This is a genomic window from Aminobacter sp. HY435, assembly GCF_027568395.1.
Taxonomy (GTDB): Bacteria; Pseudomonadota; Alphaproteobacteria; order Rhizobiales; family Rhizobiaceae; genus Aminobacter.
Window position 1 is genome coordinate 25892 of the sequence record NZ_JANKZL010000003.1, and the last position, 13848, is coordinate 39739.

15 protein-coding genes are annotated in these 13848 nt (G+C 63.3%); 1 reads left to right on the forward strand and 14 read right to left on the reverse strand.

The window, feature by feature from the left end; translation table 11 throughout:
* Positions 1-14 precede the first annotated feature (14 nt).
* From map to yajC, 6 genes are all read right to left on the reverse strand, one after another.
* Complete coding sequence (map, locus tag PCJ21_RS03540) at positions 15-794, reverse strand: type I methionyl aminopeptidase (RefSeq protein ID WP_269930009.1); 780 nt, start codon at positions 792-794, stop codon at positions 15-17.
* A gap of 1 nt (position 795) precedes the next feature.
* Entirely contained in the window at positions 796-1002 is a 207-nt protein-coding gene (locus tag PCJ21_RS03545; RefSeq protein WP_269930010.1) for a ParD-like family protein, read from the reverse strand.
* Positions 1003-1221: 219 nt separating this feature from the next.
* Entirely contained in the window at positions 1222-2040 is an 819-nt protein-coding gene (locus PCJ21_RS03550) for a phytoene/squalene synthase family protein (protein WP_269930011.1), read from the reverse strand.
* A gap of 25 nt (positions 2041-2065) precedes the next feature.
* Positions 2066-2452, reverse strand: a complete 387-nt coding sequence (locus PCJ21_RS03555; RefSeq protein WP_269930012.1) for an Mth938-like domain-containing protein — start codon at positions 2450-2452, stop codon at positions 2066-2068.
* Between the two features lie 6 nt (positions 2453-2458).
* The gene (gene secDF, locus PCJ21_RS03560) at positions 2459-5020 is read right to left on the reverse strand and encodes a protein translocase subunit SecDF (RefSeq protein WP_269930013.1); all 2562 of its coding nucleotides are present in this window, start codon (positions 5018-5020) and stop codon (positions 2459-2461) included.
* A 51-nt stretch (positions 5021-5071) separates the two neighbouring features.
* Positions 5072-5410, reverse strand: coding sequence for a preprotein translocase subunit YajC (gene yajC / locus PCJ21_RS03565; RefSeq protein ID WP_018427683.1), 339 nt, complete (start codon positions 5408-5410; stop codon positions 5072-5074).
* A 179-nt stretch (positions 5411-5589) separates the two neighbouring features.
* Between yajC and PCJ21_RS03570 the strand changes: the two genes are divergently transcribed.
* Positions 5590-6462 (forward strand): ATP-binding protein, encoded by an 873-nt coding sequence (locus PCJ21_RS03570; protein WP_269930014.1) that lies wholly within the window; start codon positions 5590-5592, stop codon positions 6460-6462.
* A 165-nt stretch (positions 6463-6627) separates the two neighbouring features.
* On the opposite strand, the gene PCJ21_RS03575 is transcribed toward PCJ21_RS03570, so the two are convergent.
* The 8 genes from PCJ21_RS03575 to PCJ21_RS03610 all read right to left on the reverse strand — a co-directional run bounded on the left by PCJ21_RS03575 (position 6628) and on the right by PCJ21_RS03610 (position 13834).
* Positions 6628-7827, reverse strand: a complete 1200-nt coding sequence (locus PCJ21_RS03575) for a peptidoglycan DD-metalloendopeptidase family protein (protein WP_442865951.1) — start codon at positions 7825-7827, stop codon at positions 6628-6630.
* A gap of 252 nt (positions 7828-8079) precedes the next feature.
* Positions 8080-8733 (reverse strand): protein-L-isoaspartate(D-aspartate) O-methyltransferase, encoded by a 654-nt coding sequence (locus PCJ21_RS03580; protein ID WP_269930016.1) that lies wholly within the window; start codon positions 8731-8733, stop codon positions 8080-8082.
* Positions 8730-9488 (reverse strand): 5'/3'-nucleotidase SurE, encoded by a 759-nt coding sequence (gene surE / locus PCJ21_RS03585; RefSeq protein ID WP_269930017.1) that lies wholly within the window; start codon positions 9486-9488, stop codon positions 8730-8732. Before surE ends, PCJ21_RS03580 begins: the two co-directional genes overlap by 4 nt.
* A gap of 1 nt (position 9489) precedes the next feature.
* Positions 9490-10794 carry a serine--tRNA ligase gene (gene serS / locus PCJ21_RS03590; RefSeq protein WP_269930018.1) on the reverse strand — a complete coding sequence of 435 codons (1305 nt, stop codon included), beginning with the start codon at positions 10792-10794 and terminating at the stop codon, positions 9490-9492.
* A gap of 57 nt (positions 10795-10851) precedes the next feature.
* The gene (gene tatC, locus PCJ21_RS03595) at positions 10852-11742 is read right to left on the reverse strand and encodes a twin-arginine translocase subunit TatC (protein WP_269930019.1); all 891 of its coding nucleotides are present in this window, start codon (positions 11740-11742) and stop codon (positions 10852-10854) included.
* The gene (tatB, locus tag PCJ21_RS03600; protein ID WP_269930020.1) at positions 11739-12434 is read right to left on the reverse strand and encodes a Sec-independent protein translocase protein TatB; all 696 of its coding nucleotides are present in this window, start codon (positions 12432-12434) and stop codon (positions 11739-11741) included. Before tatB ends, tatC begins: the two co-directional genes overlap by 4 nt.
* A gap of 32 nt (positions 12435-12466) precedes the next feature.
* Positions 12467-12685: a twin-arginine translocase TatA/TatE family subunit gene (locus tag PCJ21_RS03605; RefSeq protein ID WP_115732237.1), complete on the reverse strand. Its 219-nt coding sequence runs from the start codon at positions 12683-12685 to the stop codon at positions 12467-12469.
* Between the two features lie 45 nt (positions 12686-12730).
* Positions 12731-13834, reverse strand: coding sequence for an ABC transporter ATP-binding protein (locus PCJ21_RS03610; protein WP_269930021.1), 1104 nt, complete (start codon positions 13832-13834; stop codon positions 12731-12733).
* Between the last annotated feature and the right edge of the window lie 14 nt (positions 13835-13848).

Here is a 13848-nt window from a genome sequence, read left to right on the forward strand (position 1 = left end):
GGCGCAAGCGGCTGTTACGGCCTGCTGTCCAGAACCGGTGCCTCGTCGCGTCGCAGCGTCAAGACCTCGACGCCGCTCGCGGTGACGGCGACCGTATGCTCGAACTGGGCCGAGAGTTTCCGGTCATTGGTCACGACCGTCCATCCGTCGCTCCCGGTCGAGACCCTGCGCGTGCCCTGGTTGACCATCGGCTCGATGGTGAAGACCATGCCTTCACGCAGCTTCATGCCGGTTCCCGGCTTTCCGAAGTTGAGCACCTGCGGTTCCTCATGCATCTCGCGACCGATACCGTGGCCGCAATATTCGCGCACCACCGAATAGCCGTTCTTTTTCGCGTGCCGCTCGATGGCGAACCCGATGTCGCCGAGATGCGCGCCGGGCCGGACCTGCCCGATGCCTTTCCACATCGCCTCCTGCGCTACCCGCACCAGCCTTCGCGCGGCCGGCGACGCATCGCCAACCAGATAGGTCTTGCTCGAATCGGCGATATAGCCGCCCTTTTCGAGCGTGATGTCGAGGTTGATGATGTCGCCGTCGCGGATGATTTCGTCAGCATCGGGCACGCCATGACAGACGACATGATTGATCGAGCAGTTCAGGACATATCTGAAACCGTATTGTCCCTTGCTCGCCGGCCGCGCCGCGAGGTCCACCGTTATGAAACGGTCGACCAGATCGTTGACCTGCAAGGTCGACATGCCCACGAGGTCCTGCTCGTCGAGCATCTCGAAGACCGACGCGAGCATCCTGCCGGCCACGCGCATCAGCGCCAGTTCGTCCGAGGTCTTGACCATGTCAGGCGACCGCCAGATCCCGGACATGCACCTGTGCCGCCGCAAACTGCATCTTGACGATGTCGTTGAACGACAGGGTCGGATTGGCTTCCGCCAGCATGCCGACCTTCATCCAGAACTCGGCCTGCGCATTGATCGAACGGCACATCACCGCGCTGGCGCGACGGGCTTCCTCATGCAGGTCTTCGTCGATTTTTACGATGCCCATGAACGTTGCTCATACATGTTTTTTGATACGCACCATATATGTTTCGTATGCTCTCACGTCAATCAGTCGCAGCCGCCTGATCCGTCCGTAGTGGCGCTTCCTCCGCGCACGGGTCCAACGCGTTCTTTGTGCTCGCTTGCCTATCCCGGCAGCGCCAAGCCGCGATGCGGCCCGATACTGCCGACACGAAAGCCAACGTCCTTTAGCGCCAACAGCAAATTAGCGCCAACCGCGCGTCGCCTTGCGGAAGACCAGCCATTGGCTGCGCAGGCCGCCGATATTTGCCGTGCGGCGCAGCGCAGCAGCGGGATCGGCCTCGATGCGGTCGAGGTAGGAACTGGTCAGCGCCAGCGGCAAATAGGCCGCCCGCAGGCTCTCGGGCAGGTGCACAGCGTCCTTCTCGAAGGCAGCAAGGTGCTCGCGCGCCAGAGCGGCCATGGCCCGAACGGCAAGTGTTGCCCCCTGCCCCTCGCCCGCGATCAACTCCTGTGCGCCGATGCCGACCGAAGCCAGCATGTCTTGCGGTGCAAAACACTGGCTGCGGCTGCGATGGATCGGCAGCAGCCTGAGCAGGCCGGTGATCGCCTGCGCGCAGCCGGCGTGGCCGGACAGTTCGGAGCATCCCGGCGCCTCCTCCGGGTCGAGCACCAGTGCCGCGAGTTGGATGACCGCCGAAGCGGTCTCGCCGCAATACCCCTCAAGGTCGGTGCGCGAGGGCATCGGATCGTCGTAGAGATCGAAAATGCGCGCTTCGAGATAATTGTCGAACGCGGCGGCGGGCAGCTTGTGGGCGGCAATCGCTGCAACCAGGGCTTCGGCCACCGGATGCCCGGCCCCTGCCTCGGGATCTGCGGCCTTGATGACATCGCGCCACCATTGCAACCTGATCTCGCCTGGCATCGGCTCGCGGATGCGGTCGCGGACGCCGGCGATTTCGGCATTGAAGGCATACAGCGCAAGCAAGGCCTGGCGCTTGTCTTCGGGCGCGTAGAGTGCTGTCAGATAGCGGTCGCGGTCGGCACCGCGAACCTGCTCCATGACGCTCTGGCCTGTGTCGCCCACCTCAGTCGACGGCAATGAACGCGGCTGCCACGGCGCGGTCTTCGGCCAGCAACACATTGTAGGTGCGCACTGCGGCGCCCGTCGACATCGGGTCGGCGGAAATCCTGGCCTCTTTCAGGACAGAACGAAGCTCGGCCGGCAACGGCCGCAATTCCTTGCCCATGCCGACAAGCAGGATTTCGACATCGCCGGCCTCGGCCAGCAGCCTGGCAAAGTCCGCAGGCTGCAGCGCCTGCGGATCGGCCGGGTCCCAGCCATAGATGCCGGACGGCAGGCACAGGATCGACCCGCGATGCGACATGTCCGCGAAACGGAAGCCGCCGTCGCCATAAGCGTCGACAGGCGCCCGCCCGGGATAGTGCGCCTCGCGAATGACCAGTCCAACCATGGCCCGTTACGACTTGGTCGGCTGCGCGCCGGCCGGCACTGGCGGCTTGTCCTTGCCGTCTGCTTCGACACCTTCCGGACGCAACCGGAAGAGGATCAGCAGCGGACCGGCGACGAAGATCGACGAGTAGGTACCAACCAGGATGCCGAAGATCATCGACAGCGTGAACGACTGGATGACCTCGCCACCGAACAGGTAGAGCGAAATCAGGGCCAGAAGCGTGGTCACGCCGGTCAGCACCGTACGCGACAGCGTCTGGTTCATCGACAGGTCGAGCAACTGCTCGATCGGCATCTTCTTGTACTTGCGCAGATTTTCGCGGACGCGGTCATAGACGACCACCGTATCGTTGATCGAGTAACCGACGATCGTCAAAATAGCCGCGATACTGGTCAGGTTGAACTCGATGCCGGTGACGACATAAAGGCCGACCATCATCGTCACATCGTGGACGGTGGCGATGATCGCGCCGAGCGCGAATTGCCACTCGAAGCGGAACCAGATGTAGACAAGCATCGCCATCATCGCGGCAAGAACGCCGATGGTGCCCGACCATGCCAGTTCGCTCGATACCGTCGGACCGACCGATTCGACACGACGGAAGTCGTAGTCGCTGGCCAGTTCGCCACGCACCTTCTCGACGACGCTCTGCTCGGCGTTATCGCCGGCCTTCTGGCCTTCGACGCGGATCAACAGCGTGTTCGGCGCGCCGAACTCCTGAACCTGGACGTCGCCGATGTTGAGCTCGCTCAAACGGGCGCGCACCTCCGACGAACTCGCGTCGCCTGACTTGGCCTGCACCTCGATGGAGGTGCCGCCACGGAAGTCGATGCCGTAGTTCATTTCCACCGAGAAGAACAACACCGTCGCAGCAATGGAGGCCGCAGCCGACAGCGTGAAGGCGTAACGCCGCCACGACATGAACGGATAGTTGGTGTTGTCCGGCACGAAGCGCACGAGGCCCTTGGGCAGTTCCTTCGGCTTGGCGCGACGCAGCCAGAATGCCACGAGCCAGCGAGTCAGCGTAAAGGCGGTGAAGACGGTGGTCACGATACCGATGGCGAGCGTGACGGCAAAGCCGCGTACCGGGCCCGAACCGAGATAGAACAGAATGAGAGCGGCAATGAAGGTCGTGAAGTTGGCGTCGACGATTGTCGCCAGCGCTCTTGCGAAGCCCTGGTCCAGCGATTGGACGAGCGATCGCCCTAGTTGTCGCTCTTCGCGCACGCGCTCGTAGATGATGACGTTGGAGTCGACGGCCATGCCGACGGTCAGCACGATACCGGCGATGCCAGGCATCGTCAGTGTTGCACCAAGCAGCGACAGGATGGCGATAATCAGCGCCACGTTCGCGGCAAGGGCGAGGTTCGCGATGATGCCGAGCGTGCCATAAGCGACGAGCATGAAGCCGACGACGAGCGTGCCAGCGATGATCGAGGCGATCTTGCCGGCGGCGATGGAGTCGGCGCCTAGGCTCGGACCGACGGTGCGTTCCTCGACGATCGTCAAATCGGCGGGCAGTGCGCCGGCGCGCAGCAGAACGGCAAGGTCGTTGGCGCTCTGGGCGGTGAAGTTGCCGGAGATCTGGCCTGATCCGCCGAGGATCGGCTCATTGATGCGCGGCGCCGAAATCACCTGGTTGTCGAGGATGATGGCAAACAGGCGACCGACGTTCTGCTGCGTCGCCTGGCCAAAGCGCGATGCACCCTTGCCGTCGAAGCGGAACGAAACCACGGCATCGCTGTTGCGCTGATCGAACGTCGCCTGCGCATCGACGAGGTTTTCACCCGAAACGATGACGCGGTTCTCGATGAGGTAGGGAACGGGCGGATCGTCCTGCGAATACATGACGGTCGAGCCGGCGGGCGGACGGCCCTGCAAGGCTTCCTGGGCCGACATCGACTGATCGACCATCTGGAAGGTCAGCTTGGCGGTCTTGCCGAGGATTTCCTTGAGGCGCGTAGGATCCTGCAGGCCCGGGACCTGGACGAGTATGCGATCGGCGCCAGCGCGCTGGATGATCGGCTCGGTGGTGCCCAGTTCGTTGACGCGACGACCGACGACTTCGATCGACTGGGTGACAGCGTTGGCCACGCGATAGTCAATGCCGGCCTCGGTCAGGGTGTAGCGCAGCAGGCCGGGCTCGGGTTCAGTCAACGAGAGTTCCTGCACGCCGCCACCGCCGAAGACGCCGGAAGCGACCGGCGCGATCAGCGAGGCAAGTGCGGTCTTTGCGGCCTCGACCTCGGCCGGATCGGTGATCCTGACCTGGATGGTCGTCCCGGTGCCGGTGAGGCCCGTGTAGCCGATCTTGGCATCGCGCAGCATGGTGCGGATGTCGTCGCGTGTCGCCTGAAGGCGCTCATCGACGAGGTCCTGCCGGTCAATCGCCAGGAGGATGTGAGACCCCCCCTGAAGATCGAGGCCCAGCGTCAGCGTGCGCTTTGGAAACCATCCCGGCAGGGAGTCGATCTGAGACTGGCTCAGCATGTTCGGAACGGTGAAGAGCACCCCGAGGAGCACTACGGCCCAGATCGAGATCGTCTTCCAGCGCGAAAAATAAAGCATTGGGCCTCGTCCGTTAAGGCGTGAAAGCGGTGCGTTCCGCCTTGGATACGGTTATTTCTTGGCGTTCTGGTTGGCGATCGGCTCGCCCTTGACCCGAACGTCGGAAATCGTCGCACGCAGCGCCGTCACCTTGACGCCATTGCCCAGATCGACTTCGAGCTCATTGTCGTCGATGACCTTGGTCACCTTGCCGACGAAGCCGCCGCCGGTGACGACGGTGTCGCCGCGACGGATCGCCGAGAGCATCTCGCCACGCTTCTTGAGCTGGGTGCGCTGCGGACGAATGATAAGAAAATACATGATCACGAAGATCAGCACAAACGGCAGAATGCTGACGAGAACGTCTGGCGTTGCCCCGGTGGCCTGTGCGTATGCCGGCGTCACGAACATGAATGTCTCCTGAAAACGTATCGGGATACCGCACATCGGTCCCCCTGAAAGGTGCGCGGAATATAGTCGCTAAAGCCATCATTGCAACTCCGCGTGGCCCAAGCGGCGGCGCTTTTCCGCGCAATTCGAGCATGTTACAGCGGCTACGCACATCGAAATGCAGCAATGGACGGACAGACATGGACAAAACCAGCGAAGCGCTGAACCAAAAGCTCGATCTTCTGATCGCCGCGATTGCCCGCCTCGCCCCGCCCGTGGTGCCCGAAACCGATATCGGCGGAGCGGATTGCTTCGTCTGGGCGGCCGATCCCGGCTTCCTTGAACCGATTCAGCGCGTCAACCGTGTCGACATAGGGCTCATCAAGGGAGTCGACCGCGTCCGTGACATCCTGGTCGACAACACCGAGCGATTTGCCGCGGGGCTGCCGGCCAACAACGTGCTGCTGTGGGGTGCGCGCGGCATGGGCAAGTCGTCGCTGGTCAAGGCGGCGCACGCCACCATCAACGCCTCCGGCAAGTACGTCACGCCGCTGAAGCTGATCGAAATTCATCGCGAAGACATCGACACCCTGCCCAAGCTGATGAACCTGCTGAAGGCTGCCCCCTATCGTTTCATCCTGTTTTGCGACGACCTGTCGTTCGACCACGACGACACCTCCTACAAGTCGCTCAAGGCGGCGCTTGAAGGCGGCGTCGAAGGTCGTCCGGGCAATGTCATCTTCTATGCGACGTCGAACCGCAGGCACCTGTTGCCGCGCGACATGATCGACAATGAGCGCTCGACCGCCATCAACCCATCCGAAGCCGTCGAGGAGAAGGTGTCGCTGTCCGACCGCTTCGGCCTGTGGCTCGGCTTCCACAAGTGCTCGCAGGACGAGTATCTGGAGATGGTCAGCGGCTACGCCAGCTATCACGGCTTCGACGGCGACGCTGAGGTCCTGCGCGCCGAGGCTCTGGAGTGGGCGACAACGCGCGGCAGCCGCTCGGGTCGCGTCGCCTGGCAGTTCATCCAGGACCTCGCCGGACGCCTCGGCAAGCCGCTCAAGGACTGACCGGCGCCTAGCCAGAGCTTGCCAGGACGCGCCGCCACAAACGAAAACGCCCGCCCCTTTACGGGACGGGCGGAGCTGGCGGACGAATTGGAGGTCAGGGAGCCCGCAAGAGCGTCGGTTCGAAAGGGAACGATTTTCGCAACCGGACGCCTAAGTTCAAGGCAGCTATTCGAGGTAGCCGCTCGGATCCACGGGCGAGGAATTCTTGCGGACCTCGAAATGCAGCTTCGGTGCGTCGGTCGTGCCGCTCATGCCCGAAAGCGCAATCTCGTCGCCACGTTTGACCTTCTGGCCACGCTCGACCTTGAGCTGGCTGGCGTGACCATAGACGGTCACAAGGCCATTCTCGTGCCGCACCAGGACGGTGTTGCCGAACTCCTTCAGTCCGTCGCCGGCATAGATGACGACACCATTTTCAGCGGCCTTGACCGGCGTACCTTCCGGCACGGAGATGTCGATACCGTCGTTGGACTTGCCGCCACCCTTGCCGTAGGTCGACACCACGCGGCCGCGAACCGGCCAACGCATGCGGTCGATGCCGGTCGAATTGGGCGCGGCTTCGGTCGAAGCCTCGGCCTGTGCCGCAAGATTGTCCTTCTTGGGCGGCGTGTAGGAGGCTACGGCAGGCGCATCGGCCGGCTTGGCGGCAGCCACTGCGGGCTTGGCCGGCGCCGGCGTGGCGGTCGTCACGGGATCGACCGCTGGCGCTGCCTTGGCGACGGTCGCCGCACCGGCTGAAGGAACCTTCAGCGTCTGGCCGATTCGTATGCGACCATCCTGCAGACCGTTGGCCTGCTTCAGCGCGGCCGTGGTGACCCCCAGTTTGCCGGCGATGCGATTGAGCGTGTCGCCTTCAACAACCTTGTAGCCTCCACCCGATCCGGCGGATTTGGCATTGGCAGCGGTGGCGTCGAGCTGTGCCGACGCGGCACCCTCCCTCGCCTTCGGCGTGCTGGGCAGGACGGCGACCTTGTCACCTGTCGCGGGCAACTGGGCCGGCAGGGGCTTCTTGCCGGCGGCGCCGGGCACCTTCAGCACATTGTCTTGCGCCTGTGCTGCCTTCGGCTGGGCTGTAGCCACGGTTGCGCTGCGGTCGACGGCCGGAGCCAATGCCGGCGCTTGCGCTGCGTAGACCGGGGCTGGCGCGGCAGGAGCCGGCAGCGGCTGCGAGGAAACCGGGTCAAGGCTGCCGCGGCTCACCGTGCCGGCGCTCGACGCCGCCAGAGGCGCCGCCTGCGTGCCTGGATAAGGCTGAGGCTGCTGCTGATTGATGATCTCGCGCTGATTGGGTGTCGCGCTGGTGAAAATGTCGTCGACACCGCCACCGCCGAATCGCGAGACACTGGAGCTGCATCCGGCCGCCATGCCGGCAACCAAAAGAACAGCGCCACCGCGCGCCAAAGAGCGTCCATTAGCCTTCAAAATACTGAAACGCATAGCACTGACCCGCGCTTTTACCCGATACCAACTGGGTATGATTAAAGCGCGTTAATGTTACTGGTCAGTTAAGGGGTGCAAATAAATCGTCGTCATTTTCGCGCACGGAGAAAGGCACGCGCGCCTCTCTCCCGGACCTGGCGAAACAGCACCGGAAGCAGCGCTCCGACCGTGGAAAATTCAGAGAATGGCGGCGACGCTACGCGCCAGAGGCTGCAGGCGAACGACGCCGATGTCCTCGCGCTCGAATCGGCTGCCGATCTTGGTCAGCTTGCAAAGCACCTGCTCGCCCTCTTCGGGGCCGATCGGCGCAATCATCGTGCCGCCGCTCGAAAGCTGCTCGACGAAGGTGCGCGGATAGCTGTCGAACGCCGCCCAGACGACGATGCGGTCGAAGGGGCCCTCGCCCGGCAGACCATTCGAGCCGTCGGCCTGACGCACCATCGCATTGGAGATGCCGAGCATCTCGAAACGTTGGCGCGCCTGCTCGGTGAGAGTCTTGAAGCGGTCTACGGTAACGACGCGCGCGGCAAGCCGCGCCATGACAGCCGCACTGTAACCGGTGCCGGTGCCGACCTCGAGCACACGGTTGCCGGGTTCGATGTTCAGGGCGGCGATGATCGCCGCCTGAACGTCCGCACCTTCGATGGCCTCACCGCACTCGATGGGCAGCATGCGGTCGGACCAGGCCAGCGAATGGAACTGCCCTGAAATGAACTCGCGCCGCGGCGTCGCCTCGAAGGCTGCGATGAGGTTTTTCGGAACGATGCCGCGCCCACGCAAGCGAAGGAGAAAGGCAGCGAAGCCTTCACGGTCGTCCGACATCATGTTCATGCGATAGCCTTGGCCAATTGATCGCGCAGTTCATGGGCCGTCATGTCGAGCTTCAGCGGCGTGACGGAAATCTGCCTGTTGCGCACGGCGTGGAGATCTGTGCCCGGCTTGAGGTCCGGCTCCTCGCGGCCAAAGCGCAGCCAATAGTATGGCAGGCTGCGGCCATCGCGGCGCTCCTCGACCCAGATGCCGTAGGACAGCTTGCCCTGGCTGGCGACAACGGGACCAGTCACCTCTTGTGGCGGGCAGTTGGGGAAGTTGACGTTGAGCAGCACGCCGATCGGCAGTTCCGTGGCGATCAGCTTGCGCAGCAGGTCGGGCGCCAGCGCCTCGGCCGTTTCATAGGGCACGATGCGCTCGTCGTTTTCGTAGACATAGGCCTGGCTCAGCGCGATCGAGCGGATGCCGATCAGCGCGCCTTCCATGGCGCCGGCAACCGTGCCCGAATAGGTCACGTCGTCGGCGACGTTGAGGCCCGAATTGATGCCAGACAGGATCAGGTCCGGCGGCTCCGGCAGGATCTTGCGCGCGCCCATGATGACGCAATCGGTCGGCGTGCCGTTCACCGCGTAGTGCTTGTCGCTGATCTTGCGCAGCCGCAGCGGCTCTGAGATCGACAGCGAATGCGCGTAGCCCGACTGGTCGGTCTCGGGCGCCACCACCCAGACATCATCGGACAGCTGGTTGGCGATCCGCTCCAGGACGGCTAGGCCCTCGGCGTGGATGCCGTCATCGTTGGTCAGCAAAATGCGCATGTCAGTTCATTTCGATCTTGGCCAGGCCACCCATGTAAGGGCGCAGCACTTCAGGAATCGTTACGCTGCCGTCTTCGTTCTGGTAGTTTTCCATCACGGCGATCAGCGCACGGCCGACGGCGACGCCCGAACCGTTCAATGTGTGAACGAAGCGCGTGCCCTTCTCTTCCCTGGGCCGGTAGCGCGCATCCATGCGGCGCGCCTGGAAATCGCCGCAGACCGAGCAGGACGAGATTTCGCGATAGGTGTTCTGGCCGGGCAGCCAGACTTCGATGTCATGGGTCTTGCGCGCGCCGAAGCCCATGTCGCCGGTGCACAGCACGACGGTGCGGAACGGCAGGCCGAGGCGCTTCAGCACCTCCTCGGCGCACTCGGTCATGCGGTCGTGCTCTGCAAGCGCGCTTTCGGGATCGACGATGGAAACCAGCTCGACCTTGTAGAACTGGTGCTGGCGCAGCATGCCGCGCGTGTCGCGGCCCGACGATCCGGCTTCCGAGCGGAAGCACGGCGTCAGGGCCGTCATGCGTAGTGGCAACTGCTCGCTGGAAAGGATTTCCTCGCGCACCAGATTGGTCAGCGGCACCTCGGCGGTCGGGATCAGGCCAAGGCGGCTGTCACCATGCGGCACAAAGAACAGGTCTTCCTCGAACTTGGGCAGCTGGTTGGTGCCGAACAGCACCTCGTCGCGCACCAGAAGCGGGGGCTGCACCTCCATGTAGCCGTGCTCGGTCGTGTGCAGGTCGAGCATGAACTGGCCGAGCGCGCGTTCAAGACGGGCAAGCTGCCCCTTCAGCACGGTGAAGCGCGAGCCGGACAACCTTGCGGCGCGCTCGAAATCCATCAGGCCGAGCGCCTCGCCGATCTCGAAATGCTCCTTCACCCAGTTGGGGCGTGTCTGGACGGCGCCGACCTTGCGCAGCTCGACATTGTCGTTTTCGTCCTTGCCGAGCGGAACGCCCTCCAGCGGCACGTTGGGGATGACCGCCAGCGCATCATCAAGCGCCTTGTCGAGCTCGCGTTCGCGGCCTTCGCCGCTCTGGATGAAACCCTTGATCTCAGCGACTTCGGCTTTCAGCTTCTCGGCCAGCGCGGAATCACCATTGCGCATGGCGTTGCCGATTTCCTTGGATGCGGCATTGCGGCGCTCCTGCGCCTCCTGCAGCTGGGAAACGTGGGCACGGCGCGCCTCGTCCTTGGCGACCAGGTCCTCTACCGTCGACCGAGCAGCCTCCGCCGACTGATTGCGCTTCACCAGCGCTTCGATCAGAGCCTCAGGGTTCTCGCGAATCCATTTGATATCAAGCATTTAAAAAGTTTCCGGTCGCGGCGGTTGTCGAAACGACCGCGACGGCGGATCAAGCTGTCAGCCGGCGTTGGTGCCGCTGCCTGTGCCTTCGAGCGGGGCTGGTGCTGCTTGCGTCTGCTGATCGGCCGGGGTGTCACCCGCGTTCTGCGTCTCGCTCGCCACGCGCTCCTGCTCGCGCTTCTTCTCGATCATCCGGGCGGTCCAGATGGAAATCTCGTAAAGAAGGATCGTGGGAAGGGCAAGGCCGATCTGGCTGACCGGGTCCGGCGGGGTCAGAACCGCTGCCACCACAAACGCAATGACGATCGCCCATTTGCGCTTGTCGGCGAGCCCCTGCGAGCTGACCATGCCTACCCGCGCCATCAGCGTGGTGACGACCGGAAGCTGGAACACCAGGCCGAAGGAAAAGATCAGCGTCATGATGAGGCTGAGATACTCCGACACCTTGGGCAGCAGCGAAATCTGGACCTCGTTTTCGCCGCCCGTCTGCTGCATGGCGAGGAAGAACCACATCACCATCGGCGTGAAGAAGAAATAGACCAGCGCCGCGCCCATCAAAAACAGGATCGGAGATGCGATCAGGAACGGCAGGAAGGCAGAGCGCTCGTTCTTGTACAGGCCGGGTGCGATGAACTTGTAGATCTGCGTGGCAATCAGCGGGAATGCGATCACCAGGCCGCCGAACATGGCCAGCTTGATCTGGGTGAAGAAGAATTCCTGCGGCGCGGTGTAGATCAGCTCGACCTTGTGCGGGTCGAGTCCGGCCCAGCTTGTCGCCCATTTGAACGGGATGACCAGCAGGTTGAACAGCTGCTTGGCAAAGAAGAAGCAGACCAGGAAGGCGACAAAAAAGCCACCGATGGACCACATCAGCCTGGTGCGCAGCTCGATGAGATGCTCGATCAGCGGGGCCGATGACTTTTCGATCTCGTCGTCTTCACCGCTCACGAGGACTTCCCTGCTTTGGTCGTCGTCTTTGCGACGGTCTTCTTGGGCGCGCCGGGCTTGGCGGCCACTGATTTGGCGTCAACCGTCCCGGGTGCCGCAGCCTTTGCCGGCGCAGCGCTCGACTTGGCTTTGGCCGCCGGTTTGGCCACAGCCGCCGGCTTGGGCTTGGCCGGCGCCTTCGGCTTGACAGAAGCTTCCGTCTTGGCGGCAGCGGCCACAGCAGGCTGGGGCACGGGCGTCGACCTGACCTCGCCTGCCGGGAACACCGGCGGCTCGGGCATGGCCTGCGGCCCGGCAAGGTCGGGCATTGCCGTCGCGCCATTCTTCAATGGCTCGGCCGGATGCACGTCGGCTGCCGCAGTATCCGCGGATGCCGCGGGCTGCGACGGCTTCATCGCCGAATCGAAGCCGGCGCGCACGTCGGCTGCCGCCTGCTCGAACGGGTTGAGCTGCTTCCGGATCTGCTGAGCCGGGTTCAGGCTGCGCAGATCATCGACCGTCTTCTTGACGTCGTCGAGCTCCGCCTCCTTCAGCGCGTCGTTGAACTGGCGCTGGAAATCGCCAGCCATCGAACGCGCTTTCGCCGTCATCCGCCCGATGGTGCGGAGCATCTTGGGCAAATCCTTGGGGCCGACGACCACGATCATCACGACCGCGATCACCAGCATTTCGGTCCAGCCGATTTCAAACATGTCGGTGCGATCCGGCTAGCAAGAGATGACGGTCAGCTCTTGCTGGCCTTTTCCTTGGTCGAGTTCACGGTCTCGTCGTTGCGGTGCTCAACCGTCTTGGAGTCATCGGCTTCGTCGTCCGACATACCCTTCTTGAAGCTCTTGATGCCCTTGGCCATGTCGCCCATCAGCTCGGGAATCTTGCCGCGGCCAAACAGCAGCAGCACGACGACCAGCACGATCAGCCAGTGCCAGATAGAAAAGGATCCCATTGAACTCTCTTTCGAACTGTTTCGAACTGTTACCCTGCGATTGATCTAGGCTCTTTCGCTTCCGGATTCAAACACTAGAACATCGGCTTTCCGAAGCGACAGCCATATATCACGAGCTTTTGCGGACAAAGCGCCGCAGCGTACGCGTGCCCTCACCGGCTTCTCGGCTCCAGGCACGGCAAGCTCCAGCAACTCGACGACGCCGAGATAGCGCCGGGAGACGATGCGCGCCTGTGTTTCGCCGGCCGTTTCGTCGACATCGATGCCGGTAAGACGCACGGCCACCGATACATCGGTGCCATTGGCGATTTCGGTCGAAACCTCGCCGACCGGCGTATCGGCGTATCCACCAGCGACCTTCGCCGAGAACACGTTCAGCTCTGAAAAGAAGCCGGCAACGAAGAGATTTTCGGGCCGAAGGTAGAGATCTTCGGCCTTGCCTGCCTGTACGAGCCTGCCGTCTTTCAGCAATGCGATGCGATCGCCCATGCGCATCGCCTCTTCAGCATCGTGGGTCACGACTATGGCGGTAGCGCGGCTTTCGCGCAGGATCGCCAACGTTTCGGCCCGGACCGAGTCCTTGAGCCGCGAATCGAGGCCGGAAAACGGCTCGTCCATGAGCAGGACCGCCGGGCGCGGAGCGAGCGCCCGCGCCAGCGCAACGCGCTGCTGCTCGCCGCCAGACAGGGCATGCGGGTAGTTGTCGGCGTAGTGCTCGAGTCCGACGCGGGCCAACGCGATCAGCGCTTCCTTGCGGCTTTCCTCGCGCGACAAGGCGGTCAAGCCGAAGCGAACATTGTCGAGAATGGTCAGATGCGGAAACAACGCGAAATCCTGGAAAACCAAGCCGATCGAGCGCTGTTCCGGCGGCAAGAACACGGACGGTCCGGCGATTTCCCTGCCATTGAGCCGCACGCTGCCGGAGTTCTGCGCCTCGATGCCCGCCGCGATCCTGAGCAGCGTGGTCTTGCCCGAGCCCGATGGCCCGAGCAGGCACAGCACCTCGCCCGGCTCGGCCGCAAGGCTGACGTCACGCAGCGTTTCGGCGCCGTTGGCGAAGGAATGGCGAATGTTCTCGAACGCCAGGCGCGCGGCAAAAGTAACCCCCGCCGTCACGCGGGATGCCGTCTGGGCTTGATTGGTCGTCACAGGATGGACCTCCG

Bases quoted from the DNA above. Each gene is read 5' to 3' on its own strand.
- map (WP_269930009.1), bottom strand. From the start codon at position 794: ATGGTCAAGACCTCGGACGAACTGGCGCTGATGCGCGTGGCCGGCAGG.
- PCJ21_RS03545 (WP_269930010.1), bottom strand. From the start codon at position 1,002: ATGGGCATCGTAAAAATCGACGAAGACCTGCATGAGGAAGCCCGTCGC.
- PCJ21_RS03550 (WP_269930011.1), bottom strand. From the start codon at position 2,040: ATGGAGCAGGTTCGCGGTGCCGACCGCGACCGCTATCTGACAGCACTC.
- PCJ21_RS03555 (WP_269930012.1), bottom strand. From the start codon at position 2,452: ATGGTTGGACTGGTCATTCGCGAGGCGCACTATCCCGGGCGGGCGCCT.
- secDF (WP_269930013.1), bottom strand. From the start codon at position 5,020: ATGCTTTATTTTTCGCGCTGGAAGACGATCTCGATCTGGGCCGTAGTG.
- yajC (WP_018427683.1), bottom strand. From the start codon at position 5,410: ATGTTCGTGACGCCGGCATACGCACAGGCCACCGGGGCAACGCCAGAC.
- PCJ21_RS03570 (WP_269930014.1), top strand. From the start codon at position 5,590: ATGGACAAAACCAGCGAAGCGCTGAACCAAAAGCTCGATCTTCTGATC.
- PCJ21_RS03575 (WP_442865951.1), bottom strand. From the start codon at position 7,827: ATGGCGGCCGGATGCAGCTCCAGTGTCTCGCGATTCGGCGGTGGCGGT.
- PCJ21_RS03580 (WP_269930016.1), bottom strand. From the start codon at position 8,733: ATGAACATGATGTCGGACGACCGTGAAGGCTTCGCTGCCTTTCTCCTT.
- surE (WP_269930017.1), bottom strand. From the start codon at position 9,488: ATGCGCATTTTGCTGACCAACGATGACGGCATCCACGCCGAGGGCCTA.
- serS (WP_269930018.1), bottom strand. From the start codon at position 10,794: ATGCTTGATATCAAATGGATTCGCGAGAACCCTGAGGCTCTGATCGAA.
- tatB (WP_269930020.1), bottom strand. From the start codon at position 12,434: ATGTTTGAAATCGGCTGGACCGAAATGCTGGTGATCGCGGTCGTGATG.
- PCJ21_RS03605 (WP_115732237.1), bottom strand. From the start codon at position 12,685: ATGGGATCCTTTTCTATCTGGCACTGGCTGATCGTGCTGGTCGTCGTG.